The organism is Microbacterium jejuense (assembly GCF_019511665.1).
GTDB classification, from domain to species: Bacteria; Actinomycetota; Actinomycetes; order Actinomycetales; family Microbacteriaceae; genus Microbacterium; species Microbacterium jejuense_A.
This window is the reverse complement of the sequence record NZ_JAEUAW010000003.1, coordinates 184,609-203,177: the sequence shown is the minus strand read 5'-3', so window position 1 is coordinate 203,177 and position 18,569 is coordinate 184,609. Positions and strand designations below refer to the sequence as shown.

Sequence of the window (18,569 nt, the reverse complement as noted above, 5' to 3'; positions counted from 1 at the left end):
GACATGAGGATCGCTGTCATCGGAGGAACCGGTCTGATCGGGTCGAGGGTGGTCGCGGGATTGCAGGCGACGGGCCACGACGTGGTCGTCGTCGCGCGCGCGGCGGGAGTGGACTCCTTCACCGGCGACGGTCTCGCCGACGCGCTCGCCGGAGTGGAGACGGTCGTCGACGTCTCGAACTCGTCGTACACCGACGAGGCCGGTGCGCGCGAGTTCTTCTCGGGGTCGACCATGAACCTCATCACGTACGGCGAGGCCGCGGGCGTGCGCCATCACGTGGTGCTGTCGGTGGTCGGCACCGATCGGCTCGCCGCGTCCGAGGGCGGGTACTTCCAGGCCAAGGCCGAGCAGGAGCGCCTGCTGGCGGCATCCGGCCGGCCGTACTCGATCGTGCACGCGACCCAGTTCTTCGAGTTCGTCCGCAGCATCACGGATGCCGCCACCCGCCGCGGCATCGCGCACCTGGCGGACGTGCTCATCCAGCCGATGGCGGCCGACGACGTGGCGGCCGCCGTCGCCCGGGCGGCGCTGGCGCGCCCGACCGGCGGGGTCTCCGAGGTCGCCGGGCCCGAGGTGTTCGAGCTCGGCTACCTCGCGGCCCGGGAGCTGCGCTTCCGGCGCGACCGGCGCGAAGTGGTCTCGGACCCGCTCGCGACCTACTTCGGCGCGCGGCTGGATCGGTATGAGCTCCTGCCCGACGTCGACGCGACGATCGCGCCGACGCGCTTCCATGAGTGGCAGGTCGCCTCGCACGACGGCGAGTCCGCACTGTCCTCCGCCGTGGCGACGCTCTGACGATCGTCTAGCCGGCGGGCGTCGAGGGTGCCTCGCGCGGCCGACGCGGCGCGGGCGGCGGCGGGACCTCCTTCGCGGCGATGATCGCGCCGCGGGGGATGCGCTCGACGCCGCGCTTGCCGTCGACGACGACCGTGGCGGCATCCGCGCTCAGCAGCTCGCCGAGCGCGTCGGTGGCCTGCCCGGTCGGGAGGATGTACCGCACGACCACCCGGCGGCCAGGTTCGGGCAGGTTCACCACGCGCCGGGGGCGTAGTCCTTCAGGAACACCCCGAACAGGTCTTCGCCCGCCTCACCGCGCACGATCGGGTCGTACACGCGTGCGGCGCCGTCGACGAGGTCGAGCGGCGCGTGGAAGCCCTCTTCGGCCAGGCGCACCTTCGTCGGGTGCGGCCGCTCGTCGGTGATCCACCCGGTGTCGACGCTCGTCATGAGGATGCGGTCGGTCTCGAAGAGCTCACGCGCGCTCGTGCGGGTGAGCATGTTGACCGCCGCCTTGGCCATGTTGGTGTGGGGATGCCCCGGCCCCTTGTAGCCGCGGTTGAACACGCCTTCCATCGCGCTCACGTTGACGATGTAGGTGCGCCGGGCGCTCGACGCGGCGAGCGACGAGCGCAGCTTCGAGACGAGCAGGAACGGCGCGGTCGTGTTCGCCAGCTGCACCTCGAGCATCTCGAGCGGGTCGACCTCGTCGACGCTCTGCACCCACGAGTTGGTGTGGTCGAGGTCGGGGATGAGCCCGCCGGCGTCGATCGCCGTCCCCGCGGCGAGGCGCTCCAGCGAGCTGGACCCGGCCGCCATCGCCTGCTCGGTGAGCTCGTCGGCGCGCGCGGCAGCCGCGGCGAGGATGGGGTGCGCCGTGACGGAGCGCTCCAGCGCCTGCGGGTGGCGGTCGTTCGTGTGACCGAACGTGACGAGCTCGGGAAGCGGCCCGTTCGGGAGGGGTGCGAGCTCGGCGTCCACGAGCGGCTGGTACGCGCCCGGCGAGCGGCGCACGGTCTGCGTCGCGTTGTTGATGAGGATGTCGAGCGGCCCCGCGGCCGCGACATCGTCGGCGAGTCCGATGACCTGTGCAGGGTCGCGCAGGTCGATGCCGACGATCTTGAGCCGGTCGATCCACTCGGGAGCGTCGGGCAGGCTGCTGAAGCGCCGGACCGCGTCACGCGGGAACCGCGTCGTGATGGTCGTGTGCGCGCCGTCACGCAGCAGCCGCAGCGCGATGTACATGCCGATCTTCGCGCGCCCGCCGGTCAGCAGCGCGCGCTTTCCCGTCAGATCGGTGCGCGCGTTGCGCTTGGTGTGGCTCATCGCCGCGCAGTCCGGACACAGCTGGTGGTAGAACGCGTCGACGACGGTGTAGGGCTGCTTGCAGATGTAGCACGCCCGCGCCTTGATGAGGGTGCCCGCGGTCGGCGCGGTCGTCGACGAGCTGATCGGGATGCCGCGCGTCTCGTCGTCGATGCGGTCGGGCGCCCCGGTGGCCGTGGCCGCGACGACCGCCTTGTCGGCGGCGGCGATGGCGTCGCGGATCTCGCGCCGGCGGTGACGCTTGACGGCCTTGAACATCTTGGCGGTCGCACGGCGGACGGCGATGAAGTCGGGGTGCGTCTCGTCGATGCCCGCCATGCTGCCGAGCACGCGGAGCGTCGTGGCGAGATCGTCCGCGTCGATGCCGCTGGGCGGCAGGTCGGAAGGCGCAGGGGATTCGAGAGGCACACGTGATTCTACGCCGGACGAGGTGGGCGCCACCTGTTAGCGTGCCAGGGTGACGACCTCGAATCCCGCCGAAGCCTCGGTGCGCAGCATCCACGTGTCGGCCGCGGTCATCGTGAACGACGCCGACGAGCTGCTGCTGGTGCGCAAGGCCGGGACGACGGCGTTCATGCAGCCCGGGGGCAAGCCCGAGCCGGGGGAGTCTGCTGCCGAGACGCTGTCGCGCGAGCTGCTCGAGGAGCTCGGCATCCGGGTGGAGCCGGACGCGCTCGAGGCTCTCGGCACGTTCACGGCCGCTGCGGCCAACGAACCCGGATTCCTCGTCGTCGCCGACGTGTTCGTCGCCGACATCGGCGCCCAGCAGCCGGTGGTGGCCGCCGAGATCGAGGAACTGCGCTGGGTCGGCAGCACCGAGGCCGCGGACCTCGACATCGCCCCGCTGGCGCGCGAGAACTTCCTGCCCGCCTGACCGGCGCCGTCAGGCGGCGGCCTGCGTGTGGATGTCGCTCTCGAGGCTCGTGCCGCCGAGGTCGAGGTAGATCCGCCGCTCGGTGACCGACAGCGTCATCGCGCTGCGGCGTTCGACGAGCGCCGCAGCGGCGTCGACGAACCCGGGGTCGAAGCTGTGCAGCAGGATCTCGCCGCCGCGGTGGATGCGCTTGCCCGCCCACGGTGCCGCCACCTTGGCCGGATCGCGGTGCGTGTACACGACGGTGCGGGCGGCCTGCATGCTGCCGGAGTGCAGGCGTGCGGCATCCGGAGCCCCCACTTCGATCCATGCGGTCAGCGCGCCGGTGAGGTCGCGCACGAGCACGGCCGGCTCGTCGGTGGCAGAGATGCCGTCGCTGAAGGCGATGCCTTCTTCGTACTCCAGGCAGTACGCGAGTACGCGGGTCATCATGAACGCGTCCGTCTCGGAGGGATGCCGCGCCACACGCAGCGCCAGATCCTCGTACACGCCGCGGTCGACGTCGGCCAGCTGCACCGTGAAGGTGTGCATCGTCGCGCCGACTGCCATGGATCAGGCCTTCGGCCACTCGATGAGGAGCAGACCCTGCTTGGTGTCGGCGACCTTCACCTGCCCGGCGACGAACAGGTACGTCATGCCGTAGCCCTCTTCGTCGGTGACCAGCGCCGTGTTCTCGCTCTCGGTGATGTACACGCCGCCGTCGTCGGCTTCCTCGCGTACCCAGCCCTCGGCGAGCAGCTCCTGCTGCGCCGCGTCGGACTCGGCGTCCGACAGCTTCGCCCAGCCGTAGATCTGGCCGGCGTCGCCGGCCGGCTGATCGAAGTTCGCCCACATGCACAGGATGCCGCCGTCGATCTGCTGACTGCCGATGAACAGGGGCTGTTCCTGTGACGTGACGCCGAGCTTCTCGTAGTCGGCCACGAGGCTGTCGGCGATGAGCGTGGCGCACGTGGGTGCGGCGTCGGCGGTGGGCTCGGGCGTGGTCGATGTCGTGGGTTCGGGTGCGACCGTCGTCGGAGCCGACGAGGTCGTCGGTTCGGGGGCGGCTTCGGGACTGCCACCGCAGGCGGTCAGGGCGAGCACGGACAGTGCCAGGACGGCGGCGGTGCCGAGGAGGCGGGGAGCAGGCATCGGGGGAGTCTCCGTGGGGGATGGGAGCGAACGGGGCGTGGATCAGGACTGGTGCAGCAGGCGGAGGTAGTCCTCGTGGAGGACGCGGTTGGTGGCGAGCGACGAGCGCGCTGAGACGGTGTCGTCACCGTCGAACGACGTGAACCGGCCGCCTGCCTCGGTCACGATCGGCACGAGCGCGGCGATGTCGTACTCCTTGACGTCGAACTCGGCGACGAGCTCCAGGCGTCCCTCGGCCAGCAGCATGTAGGGCCACGCGTCGCCGTAGCCGCGGTCGCGCCAGACCGCGGAGGTCAGGCGTTCGAGGGCGTCGAGCCTGCCGGCATCCCGCCACTGTCCGATGCTCTGGAAGCTCACGCTCGAGGCGCCGACGGTGTCGACCGTCGAGACGGCGAGGCGCTTCGGCTCGCCGGCCGGCGTGTTCGTCCACGCGCCCAGTCCGGTCGCCGCCCACCAGCGGCGCCCGATCGCGGGCTGACTGGCGACGCCGACGCGCGGGACGCCGTCGATCGACAGCGCGATGAGGGTCGTCCACATCGGGATGCCCTTGAGGTAGTTGGCCGTGCCGTCGATCGGGTCGATGATCCACTGTCGCGTCGAGTCGCCGGTGACGCCGAACTCCTCGCCGAAGACGCCGTCCGCCGGGCGCTCGGTCTGCAGCAGCGCGCGGATCGCCTGCTCGGTGGCGAGGTCCGCTTCGGTGACGTGCGTCGCGTCGGCCTTGATGCTCACGTCGAGGTCGGCGGCATCGAAGCGCGACATGGATGCCGCGTCCGCCGCGTCGGCCAGGCGGAGGGCGAGCGCGAGGTCATCCCGGAGGTCTCCGCGGTACGGCGCGTCGAACGTCGAGGCGGAGGGTCGGGTGGTCACAGGGACCAGGATACCCGGGCGGTTCCTGCCTCGATTTCACCTCCGGCCGATCCTCATGTAATGTGGTCCCTCGGTTCGGGTCATCCGGATCACGCGCCTCTAGCTCAATCGGCAGAGCAATTGACTCTTAATCAATGGGTTCAGGGTTCAAGTCCCTGGGGGCGCACCACACCAGGAGCCGCCTTCCGCAACGTCATGCGGGAGGCGGCTTCGTCGTGCTGTGCGCGGGCGGGGCAGTCGGAGCCGGAACCGCTTCTCGTGGTGCCCGCTGTGCCCCTAGATTCGTCACTGCGGACCGCGACGGACTCGGCCGCGGGAGGGAACGTCAGTGGCCGGACAACAGCACGCATCGGGCTGGAAGCGCTTCTGGGAGAGGGGCGGCTGGTGGCGCTCGCTGCTCGTCGTGGTGGGCTACTACGTGCTGTGGCAGCTCGTATCGCTCGCGCTCGGGCCCCTCATCGGCGCGATCGACACGTCGGACGAGGCCGTCGGCGTTCTCCTCGGGTACGGCCTGCCGATCGCCCTCGGCTGCGTCATCCTCGTCGTCTTCGCGCTGACCGTGGGCTGGCTGCGCGAGCTGTTCGGCCGGCAGCCGATCCGCGGCCGCGGCTGGATGTGGATCGCGGTGGTCGTCACCGTGCTCTTCAACGTGCTGCACTTCGCGGGCATCGACTACACGAAGGCGAGTGGAGCGCTGGTGGCGGCGTGGGTCGTATCGAGCCTCTTCGTCGGCTTCGCCGAAGAGTTCCTCACCCGTGGCCTGGTGGTGAATCTGATGCGCAAGGCGGGCTACCGCGAGATCGTCGTCGCCGTCGTGTCGGCGGCGCTGTTCGCCGCCCTGCACGCGGGAAATCTGCTGTCGGGCCAATCCGTCCTCGCGACGGGATTCCAGCTGCTCTACACGTTCGCGTTCGGCATCTGCATGTACCTCGCCCTGAGGGTGACGGGCAACCTCATCTGGCCGATCCTCATCCATGGGACGACGGACTCGGCGACGTTCCTCTTCACCGGCAACCCGGCGCCGGGCGCGCTCTCTGCCCTCGCAGCGCAGGGCAACATCGTCGTCATCATCACCGGGCTCGTCCTGCTGATCTTCATCCGTGGGCGGGTGAACGCGCCGGCGCCCGCGATCGAAGACGCACGAGCCTCTGCGTGACCGTACGCTGAAGCCCCCGCCCGAGGGCGGGGGCTTCAGCGCGTCCGGGTGAACCCGCGGGTTCCACAGCAGGATCGGGGCGTTCGACGGGCCGGAGGAATCAGGCGGCGTCGCCGACGAGCACCGAGGCGGCCTCGTCCGCGGCATCCGCTTCGCGCTCGTCGATCCGGGCGAGGGCGCGGCGGCCGATCGCGATCGTGGCCGTCGCGATGAGGATGGATGCCGCGGCGAACACGTACGGGACGGTTGCGCCGTAGGCGTGCCAGAGCCAGGCGGCCAGCGGCGGAGCGGCGGCACCGCCCAGGAAGCGCACGGCAGAGTAGGCCGACGACGCGACCGAGCGCGGCAGGTCGGTGGCCTCCATGACCGACTCCGTCAGCACGGTGTTCATGATGCCGAGGAGCAGGCCGCCGACGATGATGCACACCACGAGAGCCGTCGGGTTCTCGACGAGGATGCCCGCGATCACGAGGTCGATCGCCAGCAGGGGAAGGGTCAGCAGCATGACGGTGGTGCGGGCGAGGAAGCGCAGCAGCAGCGGTGCCACCCATACGCTCGTGATCGCCAGCGCGACACCCCAGCCGAAGAACGTGAAGCCGATGCCCATGGCGCCGAACCCGAGCGGGAACGGCGAGAACGCCAGCAGCACGAAGAACCCGATGTTGTAGAAGAGGGCTGCGACCGCCAGGACGGCCAGCGCCGGGATGCGTAGCGCTTTGAACGGGGCCGACAGCGGCACGGGGACGGGCTTCTCGCCCGGGCCGCGCAGCAGAGCGAGCACCGCGACGAACGCGATCGCCATGAGCGCGACGACGCCGAAGAACGGGCCGCGCCAGCTCACCTCGCCGAGCAGGCCGCCCAGGAGCGGGCCGATGGCGATGCCGAGGCCGAGCGCCGCCTCGTACAGGACGATGGCCGCGCTGCTGCCGCCCGATGCGGCGCCGACGATGGTCGCGAGCGCCGTCGAGATGAACAGCGCGTTGCCGAGGCCCCAGCCGGCACGGAAGCCGATGATGGCGTCGACGCTGCCCGAGAGCGAGCAGGCGAGGGCGAAGACCACGATGAGGGCGAGGCCGATGAGCAGCGTCGCCTTTGCGCCGATGCGGCTGGAGATCCAGCTCGTGATCAGCATGGCGAGGCCCGTGACCAGCAGGTAGCTCGTGAACAGCAGCTCGGTCTGCACCGGCGTCGCCTTCAGCGACTCGGCGATCGCGGGAAGGATCGGGTCGACGAGTCCGATGCCCATGAAGGCGACGACGCACGCGAATGCGACTGCCCACACCTGCGCGGGCTGGCGCCAGACCGAGACCTGTGCGGAGCCGTGCGCGCTCATCGGGCGGCCTCCGTGGCGGCGGTCGCGCGGTCGAGGTTGCGCGTCAGCACCTGGGCGGTGGTGCGCAGGGCGTCCCATTCAGACTCTGTCAGGTCCTCGAATCGAGGCGCGAGCGCCGAGGTCAGGTGCAAGAGCCACGTCTGCAGCGCTTCGATCCCGAGCGGCGTGGCCTCGACGACGGTGGCGCGTGAATCGGCGGCATCCGTCGCGCGCGTCAGCAGGCCCTGCTCGACCATCTGACCGACGAGCCGGGTCATGCCGGGCTGCGTCACGCGGCTGAGGCGTGCGAGCTCGCCCACACGCAGGGGACCGTGGTCGCGCAGGATGGTGAGGGTCCGCCACTGGGCGGCGGGGGTGTCGTTGGCTGTCTCGAGCGCCGCGAGTCGCGTGAGCGTGTGCGCGGCGACGATGAGGGTCTCGATGTCCTGATCGTGTGTCACTCGGTCAATGATACCAGCGATATATACCGAGGGTATCTATTTGCGGATGCCGGCGGCAGAGCTCATCGCGATTCGGTAACGCCGTCCGGCCCCGACTTGACCACGTGCTCGGTTCTTCCTAGATTGCAAATACCTGAATCGGATTTCATGTTCTCCGATGCACCAGATCCTTCCAATGGGGAAAGGCACGCACATGCGGGTTACGAAGAAGTTGCTCCTGGGCTCCGTGGTCGTCACGGCAGCGCTCGCCATGGCGGCGTGCGCACCGACCGCCGAGTCGCCGTCCGGTGAAGCGACCGACGGCGGTCCGTCCGAGGTCACCGTCGGCATCGTCACGAGCGAGTCCGGTCCGCTGGCCGGGTACGGCAAGCAGTACCTCGACGCGTTCAAGGCCGGGCTCGACTACGCCACCGACGGCAGCGGCGAGGTCGACGGCACGAAGATCACCGTGGAGTACCGCGACGACGCGGGCGACCCCGACAAGGCCGTCACCGCCGTCAAGGAGCTCATCGGCGAGGGCGTCAACATCATCGCCGGCACCGCGTCGTCGGGCGTCGCCCTCGCGGTCGCCGAGCAGGCCGCCCAGAACAAGGTGCTCTACATCTCGGGTCCGGCCGCGGCCGACGCGATCACCGGGATCAACGACTACACGTTCCGCTCCGGACGACAGAGTGCGCAGGACGTCGCAACGGCGGGAACCTTCCTCGACGACATCGAGGGCAAGAAGGTGACGGTGTTCGCACAGGACAACGCGTTCGGGCAGGGCAACGTGGCCGCCGTTGAGGCGATCCTCGGCGGCAAGGGCGCGACGGTCGACTCGGTGCTGGTCGCCGAGGATGCGACCGAGTTCACGCCGTTCGCGCAGCAGGTGCTGGCGGGCTCGCCCGACCTCGTGTTCGTGGCGTGGGCCGGTGCCACGTCCGGTGCCATGTGGCAGGCGATGAGCCAGCAGGGCGTCATGGACGAGATCCCGGTCGTCACCGGCCTCGGCGACTCGGCGACGTTCGGCGCCTACGGCGAGGCATCCGAGAAGATCAGCTTCCTCAACCACTACTTCCCCGGCGCACCCGATAACGACGTGAACACCGCGATGGTCGAGGCGATCGAGGACGCGGGCGGCACGCCCGACCTCTTCAGCCCCGACGGCTTCAACGCGGCGATCATGATCGTCCACGCCATCGAAGAGGGCAAGGGCGATGTCGACGCGATGGTGTCTGCGCTCGAGGGCTACGAGTTCGAGGGACCGAAGGGCACGATGACGGTCCGCGCGAGCGACCACGCGCTCCTCCAGGAGATGTACCAGGCCAAGCTCGTCGCCAAGGACGGCACATTCGTGCCCGAGCTCGTCGACACGGTGTCGGCAGACGACGTCGCGCCGGCCGAGGCCGCGAAGTAGTCCGGAGACGCGGAACGCGATGAGCACCTCAGTCCCGCCCGCGCCCGCCGCGGAGACCGCGCGCCGCGGCTCTCCGCTCAAGATCGACGGCCTCGGCCTGCAGATCGGGGGCGCGACGATCCTCAAGGACGTCGTACTCGACGTCGCCGCCGGCTCCCTCGTCGGTGTCATCGGTCCCAACGGCGCCGGCAAGACCACGCTCTTCAACGTGATCTCGGGGCTGGTGAAGCCCACGGCCGGCCGCGTCGTGCTGGACGACCGCGACATCACGACGGCGTCGGTGCCGGCGCGGGCGCGGGCGGGACTGGGACGCACCTTCCAGACGTCGAGCATCTTCCCCAAGCTCTCGGTGCTCGAGAACGTGCGCCTCGCGGCGCAGGTGGCGCTCGGCGGTTCGGGGTCGCTGCTGCACTTCCCGAGACGGACGGATGCCGCCACCGAAGCCGCGGTCGCCAAGCTCGAAGCCGTAGGCCTCGGCCACAAGCTCGACGCGCTGGCCGGAGACGTCTCACACGGCGACAAGCGGAAGCTCGAGATCGCGGTCCTGCTGGCCACAGAGGCGAGCATCGTGCTGCTGGACGAGCCGATGGCCGGTGTCGCGTCGGGAGACGTTCCAGGGCTCGTCGAGAACATCCGCGACATGCAGCGCGAGAAAGGCTGCACGCTGCTCATGGTCGAGCACCACATCGACGTGCTCATGGGCCTCGTCGAGAAGGTCGCGGTGATGTACTTCGGCAGGATCATCGCGTACGACACGCCGCAGCGGATCATGGAGAACCCGCTGGTGCAGAGCGCGTATCTCGGCACCGGGTCGGCCGGGACGGAGGCCGCATGACCAGCGAGCCGATCCTCACCGTGCGCGGGCTGCGCTGCACGATCTCCGGTCAGCAGGTCGTCGAGGACGTCTCGTTCGACGTGCCGGCGACCGGCATCACGGCGGTGCTCGGGCGCAACGGCGTCGGCAAGACCTCGACGCTCCGCGGCATCCTCGGCCTCATCTCGCGGCGGGGCGAGGTGCGCCTCGCGGGCGAGCGCATCGACGGGCTGCCCACGCACCGCATCGTGCGGCGCGGCGTCGGGTACGTGCCCGAGGACCGCGAGGTCTTCTCGAAGCTCAGCGTGGCCGAGAACCTCGCGCTCGCCGAGCGGCAGCACAACCCGCGGCGCGAGTTCGTGGCCGAGCTGTTCCCCGACCTCGTGGCTCGTCGCGACCAGGCTGCCGGAACGCTGTCGGGCGGCCAGCAGCAGATGGTGTCGGTCGCGCGGGCGCTGCTCAACGACAACCGGCTGCTGCTCGTCGACGAACCCACGAAGGGGCTCGCGCCCAAGATCGTGACGGAGGTCGCCGACGCGCTCGAAGAGGCGTCCAAGACCGTCCCGATCCTCCTGGTCGAGCAGAACCTCGAGGTGGTCCGCCGTCTCGCCGACGACGCCGTCGTGATCGCGGGCGGCCGCGTCGCGCACGTCGGCAAGGCGCGGGACATCCTCGACGACGAAGACCTCACCCGCCGCCTGCTCGGCGTCCACGTGGAGCACGCATCGTGAGCACCCTTGTCCTGACCCTCATCACCGGCGTCGGCCTCGGCGCCCTCTACTTCCTCGTCGCGAGCGGGCTGAGCCTCATCTACGGACTCATGCATGTCCTGAACTTCGCGCACGGCGCGTTCCTCACCCTCAGCGCCTTCATCGGCTGGATGGTCGCGCAGGCGCTCGGCACCGACTCCTGGGGCTCGTTCCTGCTGTCGGTGCTCGTGGGCGCGGGGGTCGGAGCGGTCTTCGCCACGCTCACCGAGCTCGTGCTCATCCGTCCGCTGTACGAGCGGCACATCGAGCAGGTGCTCGTCACGGTCGGTCTGTCGTTCGCCGCGGTCGCACTGTTCGAGGGCATCTGGGGCACCGACCCCGTGCACATCTCGGGTCCGTCCTGGCTGCGGCAGACCACGGAGGTCCTGGGCGCCCGCATCCCGAACACGTACTGGGTGCTCATGATCGCCGCCGTGCTCGTGCTGGCCGCACTCGTGCTGTTCCTCCAGAAGACGCGCTACGGCATGATCATCCGGGCCGGCGTCGAGAACCGCTCGATGGTGACCGCGCTCGGCATCGACGTGCGCCGCTCGTTCACCCTCGTCTTCGCGATCGGCGGCGCTGCTGCCGGGATCGGGGGAGTGCTCGCGATGCACTACTCCACGTTCGTGTCGGCGCACCTCGGCCAGACGCTCCTGATCTTCGCCTTCATCGTCACCGTCGTGGGCGGCCTCGGCTCGCTGACCGGCGCGGCGGTGGCCTCGGTCCTCGTCGCGGTGCTGCAGCAGTTCGCGAACTTCTACCTCGGCGGCACGGGCGACTTCATCGTCGTGATCCTGCTGGCGCTCGTGCTGCTGCTGCGTCCGACCGGACTGCTCGGAAAGAGGGCATGATGCGCCGTTACATCCCCGCCGGCGTCGGCGTTGCGCTCGTCGTGTTCATGGCGGTGCTGCCGCTGCTGAACCTGTCGCTTCCCGGCATCCTTCCCACTCCCACCTACATGCCGGGCACGCTCGCCCTGCTGTCGCTGTGCATGGTGTTCGCGGCGCTCGCGCTGTCGTACAACCTGCTGCTCGGATCGGGAGGGATGCTGTCGTTCGGCCACGCCCTGTACTTCGGTGCCGGCGCGTACGGGCTCGGCATCGCCCTCGAGCACTTCGGCGTGCCGCTGTGGCCGGGCGTGTTCATCGCGCTCATCGGCGGGATGATCATCGCCCTGGCCACCGGCGCCGTGTCGATGCGCGTGTCGGGCATCCCGTTCGCGATGGTGACCCTCGCGTTCGCGCAGGCGGGGTCGGTGCTCGTGCGCCGCAACTCGCAGGTCACCGGCGGTGAAGAGGGGCTGAGCCTGAACACCGAGCAGGTGCCCGACGTCCTCATCGGCGTCGTGAACACGCGCAACCTGTACTGGTTCACCCTCGCGGTGCTCGTGGTCGTCTACCTCGTGACGCTGTGGGTCGACACGTCGCGGCTCGGCCACCTCGCCCGCGCGACGCGCGAGAACGAGCAGCGCGTCCGGGTGCTGGGTCTCTCGCCGTATCGCGTGAAGCTCATCGTGTTCGTGATCGCAGCGGGCCTCGCGAGCCTCGCCGGCGTCGCCTACATGCTGCTGCAGTCGGGCACGGTGCCGCGCTCGGTGTCGGCCGACCTCACGATCACCGTGCTCGTCATGGTGGTGCTGGGTGGTGTCGGCTTCCGCTGGGGTGCCATCGTGGGCGGTGTGCTGTACACGCTGCTCGATCAGCGCCTCACCGTCCTCGCCGGCTCCGACGCGATCGCGGGTCTTCCGGACTGGCTGCGCGTGCCGCTGTCCGAACCGCTGTTCCTCCTCGGCGTACTCTTCATCGTCGTGGTGATGTTCCTGCCCGGCGGCATCGCCGGCACGATCGACACGGCCGTGCGGCGTCGACGGGGCGAAAGGGCGCGCGGCGCGTTGCGGCAGCTGGACGATGCGGACGACGCGGCCGCCCCCGCGGAGGTGCGGGCATGACCTGGACCTCCGACCCCGTCATCGACGACGGACCCCACACGATCGGCCGGTGGCTGGTCGACAGCGCGGCGCGGGTGCCCGAGCGCATCGCGATCGACGACCGCGGCGTCACCACCGACTACGCCACGCTCGCGGCACGCGCCGTCGCCCTCGCCGACGCGCTGCGCGACGCGGGGTACGGCGCCGGTGACCGCGTCGCAACGGTGTCGGGCAACTCGACCGACCACGTGGTCGCCTTCTTCGCGTGCGCGATCGCCGGCACCGCCTTCGTGCCGCTCTCGTGGCGGCTCACGCCCCGCGAGCTGTCCGACGTGCTGACGCGCTCGGCTCCGTCGCTCGTGCTCGTCGAGGACGAGTATGAGGCCCTGGCGGGCGAGGCACTTCGCCTGTGCGATCGGATGCCGCCGACCGCGGTGCTCGGGACGGTCGGCGTCGAGGCGGCGGTGCCCCGGGCGATGCGTCCGGGCTCGTGGCGACCGGTGCGCGACGACGACCCGCTGCTGGTCATCTTCACCTCGGGGAGCGAGGCGGCGCCCAAAGGTGTGGTGCTGACGCACGCGAACTGCTTCTGGAACAACCTCGCCCTCGCCCAGGCCCTGCCGCTCACCCAGGACGACGTCGTGCTGGCGATGCTGCCGCAGTTCCACGTCGCGGCCTGGAACTGCCAGCCGCTGCTGGCATGGTGGGTCGGTGCGACGGTCGTGCTGGAGCGGTCGTTCCAGCCCGCGCGCGTGCTGCAGCTCATCGCCGACCGGCACGTGACCGCGATGATGGGAGTCCCCACCCAGTACGCCATGCTCGCTGCCGACCGCGATGCGGGCACGGCCGACACCTCATCGCTGCGGCTGGCGCTCGTCGGGGGCGCGACGATGCCGGTGGAACTGCAGCAGCTGTGGGCGCAGCGCGGAGTGCCGCTCACGCAGGGCTACGGGCTGACCGAGGCAGGACCCAACGTGCTGCACCTGCCGGCCTCCGACGCCGTGCGGGCTCCGGGCGCTGTCGGGCGCCCGTACCCGCACGTGTCGGTGCGCATCGTCGACCCTGCGACGGGGCTGACGCTGGAGGGTCCGGCGACCGGCGAGCTGTGGGTGCGCGGACCGAGCGTGTTCGCCGGGTTCCTGGGCGACGACGCGGCGACGGCGCGCGCGCTGCGCGACGGGTGGCTGCGCACGGGCGACCTCGTCTCGCGCGACGCCGACGGCGTGCACCGGGTCGTGGACCGGCTCAAGGACATCTTCATCTCGGGCGGCGAGAACGTCGCGCCGGCCGAGGTCGAATACGCACTGTGCCTGCACCCGCTGGTGGAGGCTGCCGCCGTGGTCGGCGTGCCCGATGACGTGTGGGGCGAGCGCGGGGTGGCTTTCGTCGTCCGCACGCCCGGTGCCGCGCTCTCGGCCGACGAGCTGCTCGCGCACGCCCGCCGCAACCTCGCGGCGTTCAAGATCCCGGTGCACGTCGAGTTCGTCGACGAGCTGCCGAGATCGACGATCGAGAAGCTCGCGCGCTCACGGCTGCGCGAACGGGCGCGGGCGCTGCGCGCACACGCCGACCCACGCGAACAGGTCGAGACCGGTTCGCCCAGCAGGGGGGAGTCCTGATGAGCATGTCCGACGAACTCGTCGACGGGCAGGAAGAGCTGGTGTCGTCCGCGACGGGGCGCCCGCTGACCAAACGGGGCGAGGCGACCCGTCGCCGCCTGCTCGAGGCCGCGGAGCTGGTGTTCGCCCAGCAGGGCTACCACGAGGCATCCATCGTCAAGATCACCGAACGCGCAGGCATCGGGCTCGGCACGTTCTACCTGTACTTCGACAGCAAGCAGACGATCTTCGAGGCGCTCGTGCTCGACCTCAACCGCCGTGTGCGCCACTCCATGTCGGAGGCGATGGCGGGTGCACCGGATCGGCTGCAGGCCGAGCGCGCGGGATTCGCCGGGTTCTTCCGGTTCACAGCCGAGCACCCGGCGCTGTACCGCGTGGTGCGCGAGGCCGAGTTCGTCTCGCCCGACGTGCTGCGCATGCATTACACGCGCATCGTGGAGGGCTACGAAGCGGGGCTGCGCGCCGCACAGGCGACGGGCGACGTCGACCGCGCCCTCGATCCCGAGACGACGGCGTGGGCCCTCATGGGCATGGGCGAGCTCATCGGCATGCGGTTCCTGCTGTGGGAGCGCGACGCGGACGGCCGCCCGCCGGCGGAGCTCGACCCGCGCGTGTTCGCCGGCATGACCCGCTTCATCGACAACGCGCTCGCACCGCGGGCGGCAACCCCCGAGGAGGACCGATGACGGACCACGATCTGGCGGGCCGGCGCGCCCTGGTCACGGGAGGCGCGAGCGGCATCGGTCTCGCGTGCGCCCGCGAGTTCGCCGCGCGCGGCGCCCACGTGATCATCGCGGACCTGAACGCGGATGCCGCGGAGGATGCCGCCGCCTCCGTCGGCGGAGAGCCCTGGGTGGTCGACCTCTCGGACACCGCGGCGCTCGACGACCTGACGCTCGACGTCGACATCCTCGTCAACAACGCGGGCATCCAGCGGGTCTCGCCGATCACGGAGTTCGACCCCGATACGTTCCGGCTGCTGCTGCGGCTCATGCTGGAGTCGCCGTTCCTGCTGATCCGCGCAGCGCTGCCGGCCATGTACGAGCGCGGCTGGGGACGTGTCGTCAACATCTCCAGCGCCCACGGTCTGCGAGCGAGCGCGTTCAAGTCCGCCTACGTGTCGGCGAAGCACGGACTCGAGGGGCTCTCGAAGGTCACCGCGCTCGAAGGAGCGCCGCACGGCGTGACGAGCAACTGCATCAACCCCGCGTATGTGCGCACACCGCTGGTCGAGAAGCAGATCGCCGACCAGGCGAAGGTGCACCGCATCCCCGAGAGCGAGGTCGTCGAGCAGATCATGCTCACCGAGAGCGCCGTCAAGCGGCTCGTCGAGGCCGACGAGGTCGCCTCGCTCGCCGGCTGGCTGGTGTCCGACAAGGCCGGCATGGTCACCGGCGCCTCCTACACGATCGACGGCGGATGGACCGCACGGTGAGCCACGACTATCGCGAGATCGACGTGCCCGTCGACGGCGGATCGCTGCACGTCGGGGTGTGGGATGCGCCACATGCCGGTGCCGACACGCCGACCGTGCTGCTGGTGCACGGCGTGACGGCCTCGCACCTGGCGTGGCCGTTCGTCGTCGAGCGTCTTCCCGGGGTGCGCGTGGTCGCACCGGACCTGCGCGGTCGCGGCCGCAGCAACGGGATCGAGGGCGCCGCGGGCATGGCCGCGCACGCCGGCGACCTGGCGGCGGTGCTGGATGCCCTCGGCATCGAGCACACCCTCGTCGTGGGGCATTCGATGGGCGCGTTCGTGTCGGTCGTGTTCGCGCACCTGCACCCCGAGCGCGTCGCGCGACTGGTGCTGGTCGACGGCGGTCTGCCGCTCGATGTGCCCGCCGGTCTCAGCACCGACGAGCTCGTCGCGGGCATCCTCGGACCCACCGCCGCGCGGCTGTCGATGAGGTTCGCGAGCCCCGCCGAGTACCTCGACTTCTGGCGTGCGCATCCTGCGTTCGCCGGCGCCTGGACACCGGAGCTCGAGCGGTACCTGGCGTACGACCTGGTGCCCGACGGCGACGGCGCGTTCCGCCCTGCCACGAGCTACGCCACGACCGCCGACGACACCGTCGACATGAACACCGGGACCGCTCTGCCGGACGCGCTCGCCGGCTTGCGGCATCCCACGCGCCTGCTCACCGTGCCGCGGGGCCTGCAGGACGAGCCGCCCGGGCTCTACGCGCCCGAGCATCTCGAGCGGCTGCTGGGGGAGTACCCCGGCGTCCGGCACGAGCGCATCGACGGCTTCAACCACTACACGATCGTGATGTCGCCTGCCGGTGCCGACGTCGTGTCCGCCGTGGTGCGGCAGGAGCTGGCGGCGACGTAGGTCGTCGGCGCGGTCGCGGCGTTTCGTCTTCGCTCGTCCCTCGCTCCGCTCAACGCCCGGGGCACGGCCGTTGAGCGAGCGGAGCGAGACGAAACGCGGCGAGCCGCGCGTCGGACGCAGCGACGCCGCCCGGGCGCGAGCTCACCGGCCGGCTGCGGCGATGCGCGTCGTCAGCTGGTGCGCGTGGGCCAGCAGCGTGCGGCCGAGCTCGGAAAGGCGGTCCGGTCCGAAGCGGAACTCGACGCCCGTGAGGCTCAGCGCCCACTGCGGGTGCCCCTCGCGCGTGAACACCGCCGCGCCGAGTCCGTAGGACCCCTCGACGATCAGCCCGGGGTTGACGGCGTAGCCGCGCTCCTGCGTGTCGCGCAGGCGCGCGCGCAGGCGCTTCTCGCTGTGCGCGGCGCCCCAGTCGTCGGCGAGATCGGGGTGGCGCTCAAAGTACGCGTCCACATCGTGGGGTGGCAGGAACGCCAGGATCGCGAGCCCCGCCGAGGCCACCCCGAGCGGGAACCGCACGCCCTCCGACAGCACGAACGACCGGATGGGGAAGCTCCCCTCCTCGCGCAGCAGGCACACCGTCTCGTCGCCGCGGCGCACCGAAAGGAACGCACTCTCTTCCGTGCGCACGGCCAGCGAGCGCACGATGTCGCGCGCGATCGCGGTGATGTCGTATCGGGATGCCGCGACCGTGCCCATCAGGTACAGCTCGGGCCCCGGCATCCATCGTCCTGTCCGCTCGTCCTGGTCGACGAGGCCCTCATGCCGCAGAGCGGTGAGCAGCCGGTGCGTCGTCGGACGCGTGAGGTCGGCGCGACGGGCGAGCTCGGCCACCGGCATCCCGTCGTCGCCTGCCGAGGTCACGAGCCTCAGCAGCTGCGCCGCGCGCGCGACCGACTGCGCGCCGGGGATGCTGCGTTTCGTGGTGTCCACGATATGGACGGTACGGCGTGCGTCGGCCACATCGCAAGCAGCTGCTGGCTCGTGCGAGCTGTCGGACGCAGGATGGAAGGGCAACGCAGGACACGAAGGAGTGCACGTGATCGACAAGACCTGGGGCTCGGCGGCCGAGGCCGTCGCCGACATCCCCGACGGGGCGTCTCTCGCGGTGGGAGGGTTTGGGCTGTCGGGCAACCCGATCGCGCTCATCGAGGCGCTGCTCGCGCAGGGCACGAGCGACCTCCGCATCGTGAGCAACAACTGCGGCGTCGACGACTGGGGGCTCGGCGTGCTGCTGAACGCGAGGCGCATCAGCAAGATGACCTCGTCGTACGTCGGCGAGAACAAGGAGTTCGAGCGGCAGTTCCTCTCGGGCGAGCTGGAGCTGGAGCTCACGCCCCAGGGCACGCTCGCCGAGAAGCTGCGGGCCGGCGGCTCGGGCATCGCCGCGTTCTACACGCAGACGGGCGTCGGCACCCAGGTCGCCGAGGGCGGCCTTCCCCGCAGGTACGGCGCCGACGGCAGCGTCGCCGTCGCTTCGCCCGTCAAGGACGTGCGCTCGTTCGACGTCGACGGCACACCCCGCGACTTCGTGCTCGAAGAGGCGATCGTCACCGACTTCTCTCTCGTGCACGCGCTGCGCGGCGACCGCCACGGCAACCTCGTGTTCAACAAGGCCGCGCGCAACTTCAACCCGCTCGCCGCGATGGCGGGCCGCGTGTGCATCGCGCAGGTGGAGGAGCTCGTGGAGCCGGGGGAACTCGACCCTGACGGCATCCACCTTCCCGGCATCTACGTGCACCGCGTCGTCGAGGTGGGCACCGGCATCGAGAAGCGCATCGAGCGCCGCACCGTCGCGGCGCCCGCGACGACGGAAGGAGCCTGAC

At 70.6% G+C, this 18,569-nt stretch carries 21 protein-coding genes and 1 tRNA gene; 14 read left to right on the top strand and 8 right to left on the bottom strand.

The genetic code is table 11. The annotated features are described in order from the left end of the window. The first annotated feature begins 3 nt into the window (after positions 1–3). A complete protein-coding gene (locus JNB62_RS04840) occupies positions 4–795 on the top strand; it encodes an SDR family oxidoreductase (RefSeq protein WP_220299734.1) in 792 nt (263 codons plus the stop codon). A 7-nt stretch (positions 796–802) separates the two neighbouring features. Here the strand turns inward: JNB62_RS04840 and JNB62_RS04835 are convergent, their stop codons facing one another. Then, on the bottom strand, positions 803–1,036 hold the full coding sequence (locus JNB62_RS04835) for a putative acetyltransferase (protein WP_308291724.1): 234 nt from the start codon (positions 1,034–1,036) through the stop codon (positions 803–805). After that, positions 1,030–2,511 (bottom strand): SDR family oxidoreductase, encoded by a 1,482-nt coding sequence (locus tag JNB62_RS04830; protein ID WP_220299733.1) that lies wholly within the window; start codon positions 2,509–2,511, stop codon positions 1,030–1,032. Before JNB62_RS04830 ends, JNB62_RS04835 begins: the two co-directional genes overlap by 7 nt. A 49-nt stretch (positions 2,512–2,560) precedes the next feature. Between JNB62_RS04830 and JNB62_RS04825 the strand changes: the two genes are divergently transcribed. Beyond that, positions 2,561–2,977, top strand: coding sequence for an NUDIX hydrolase (locus JNB62_RS04825; RefSeq protein WP_308291723.1), 417 nt, complete (start codon positions 2,561–2,563; stop codon positions 2,975–2,977). Positions 2,978–2,986: 9 nt separating this feature from the next. Here the strand turns inward: JNB62_RS04825 and JNB62_RS04820 are convergent, their stop codons facing one another. The 3 genes from JNB62_RS04820 to JNB62_RS04810 are packed head-to-tail and all read right to left on the bottom strand — an operon-like array spanning position 2,987 to position 4,978. Beyond that, positions 2,987–3,526, bottom strand: coding sequence for a YaeQ family protein (locus tag JNB62_RS04820; protein WP_220299732.1), 540 nt, complete (start codon positions 3,524–3,526; stop codon positions 2,987–2,989). Between the two features lie 3 nt (positions 3,527–3,529). Beyond that, positions 3,530–4,108, bottom strand: coding sequence for a hypothetical protein (locus JNB62_RS04815; protein WP_220299731.1), 579 nt, complete (start codon positions 4,106–4,108; stop codon positions 3,530–3,532). A 42-nt stretch (positions 4,109–4,150) separates the two neighbouring features. Beyond that, positions 4,151–4,978: an inositol monophosphatase family protein gene (locus JNB62_RS04810; RefSeq protein ID WP_220299730.1), complete on the bottom strand. Its 828-nt coding sequence runs from the start codon at positions 4,976–4,978 to the stop codon at positions 4,151–4,153. 93 nt (positions 4,979–5,071) lie between these two features. On the opposite strand from JNB62_RS04810, the gene JNB62_RS04805 reads away from it, so the two are divergent. Continuing rightward, a tRNA-Lys gene (locus JNB62_RS04805) sits at positions 5,072–5,147 on the top strand. Positions 5,148–5,306: 159 nt separating this feature from the next. Beyond that, positions 5,307–6,134, top strand: a complete 828-nt coding sequence (locus tag JNB62_RS04800; protein WP_220299729.1) for a CPBP family intramembrane glutamic endopeptidase — start codon at positions 5,307–5,309, stop codon at positions 6,132–6,134. A 100-nt stretch (positions 6,135–6,234) separates the two neighbouring features. Here JNB62_RS04800 and JNB62_RS04795 read toward each other — a convergent pair whose 3' ends face one another. After that, on the bottom strand, positions 6,235–7,467 hold the full coding sequence (locus JNB62_RS04795) for an MFS transporter (RefSeq protein WP_220299728.1): 1,233 nt from the start codon (positions 7,465–7,467) through the stop codon (positions 6,235–6,237). Beyond that, the gene (locus tag JNB62_RS04790) at positions 7,464–7,907 is read right to left on the bottom strand and encodes a MarR family winged helix-turn-helix transcriptional regulator (protein WP_220299727.1); all 444 of its coding nucleotides are present in this window, start codon (positions 7,905–7,907) and stop codon (positions 7,464–7,466) included. Before JNB62_RS04790 ends, JNB62_RS04795 begins: the two co-directional genes overlap by 4 nt. 193 nt (positions 7,908–8,100) lie before the next feature. Here JNB62_RS04790 and JNB62_RS04785 point away from each other — a divergent pair, with 193 nt between their 5' ends. Genes JNB62_RS04785 through JNB62_RS04745 form a run of 9 tightly spaced genes read left to right on the top strand, consistent with a single transcriptional unit; the run spans position 8,101 to position 16,746 of the window. Next, positions 8,101–9,303, top strand: coding sequence for a substrate-binding domain-containing protein (locus tag JNB62_RS04785; protein ID WP_220299726.1), 1,203 nt, complete (start codon positions 8,101–8,103; stop codon positions 9,301–9,303). A gap of 19 nt (positions 9,304–9,322) precedes the next feature. After that, positions 9,323–10,138, top strand: a complete 816-nt coding sequence (locus JNB62_RS04780; RefSeq protein WP_220299725.1) for an ABC transporter ATP-binding protein — start codon at positions 9,323–9,325, stop codon at positions 10,136–10,138. Continuing rightward, a complete protein-coding gene (locus JNB62_RS04775) occupies positions 10,135–10,848 on the top strand; it encodes an ABC transporter ATP-binding protein (protein ID WP_220299724.1) in 714 nt (237 codons plus the stop codon). Before JNB62_RS04780 ends, JNB62_RS04775 begins: the two co-directional genes overlap by 4 nt. Then, positions 10,845–11,720: a branched-chain amino acid ABC transporter permease gene (locus JNB62_RS04770; protein ID WP_220299723.1), complete on the top strand. Its 876-nt coding sequence runs from the start codon at positions 10,845–10,847 to the stop codon at positions 11,718–11,720. The genes JNB62_RS04775 and JNB62_RS04770 overlap by 4 nt, the downstream gene beginning before the upstream one ends. Continuing rightward, positions 11,717–12,817 carry a branched-chain amino acid ABC transporter permease gene (locus JNB62_RS04765; protein WP_220299722.1) on the top strand — a complete coding sequence of 367 codons (1,101 nt, stop codon included), beginning with the start codon at positions 11,717–11,719 and terminating at the stop codon, positions 12,815–12,817. Before JNB62_RS04770 ends, JNB62_RS04765 begins: the two co-directional genes overlap by 4 nt. Next, on the top strand, positions 12,814–14,415 hold the full coding sequence (locus JNB62_RS04760) for a class I adenylate-forming enzyme family protein (RefSeq protein ID WP_220299721.1): 1,602 nt from the start codon (positions 12,814–12,816) through the stop codon (positions 14,413–14,415). Before JNB62_RS04765 ends, JNB62_RS04760 begins: the two co-directional genes overlap by 4 nt. Beyond that, complete coding sequence (locus JNB62_RS04755) at positions 14,415–15,101, top strand: TetR/AcrR family transcriptional regulator (RefSeq protein ID WP_220299720.1); 687 nt, start codon at positions 14,415–14,417, stop codon at positions 15,099–15,101. Before JNB62_RS04760 ends, JNB62_RS04755 begins: the two co-directional genes overlap by 1 nt. Beyond that, positions 15,098–15,850: a 3-hydroxybutyrate dehydrogenase gene (locus tag JNB62_RS04750; protein WP_220299719.1), complete on the top strand. Its 753-nt coding sequence runs from the start codon at positions 15,098–15,100 to the stop codon at positions 15,848–15,850. Before JNB62_RS04755 ends, JNB62_RS04750 begins: the two co-directional genes overlap by 4 nt. Further along, positions 15,835–16,746, top strand: coding sequence for an alpha/beta fold hydrolase (locus tag JNB62_RS04745; RefSeq protein ID WP_220299718.1), 912 nt, complete (start codon positions 15,835–15,837; stop codon positions 16,744–16,746). The genes JNB62_RS04750 and JNB62_RS04745 overlap by 16 nt, the downstream gene beginning before the upstream one ends. 141 nt (positions 16,747–16,887) lie before the next feature. Here the strand turns inward: JNB62_RS04745 and JNB62_RS04740 are convergent, their stop codons facing one another. Beyond that, positions 16,888–17,676, bottom strand: coding sequence for an IclR family transcriptional regulator (locus JNB62_RS04740; RefSeq protein ID WP_220299717.1), 789 nt, complete (start codon positions 17,674–17,676; stop codon positions 16,888–16,890). Between the two features lie 106 nt (positions 17,677–17,782). Here JNB62_RS04740 and JNB62_RS04735 point away from each other — a divergent pair, with 106 nt between their 5' ends. After that, positions 17,783–18,568, top strand: a complete 786-nt coding sequence (locus JNB62_RS04735; RefSeq protein WP_220299716.1) for a CoA transferase subunit A — start codon at positions 17,783–17,785, stop codon at positions 18,566–18,568. Position 18,569: the final 1 nt, after the last annotated feature.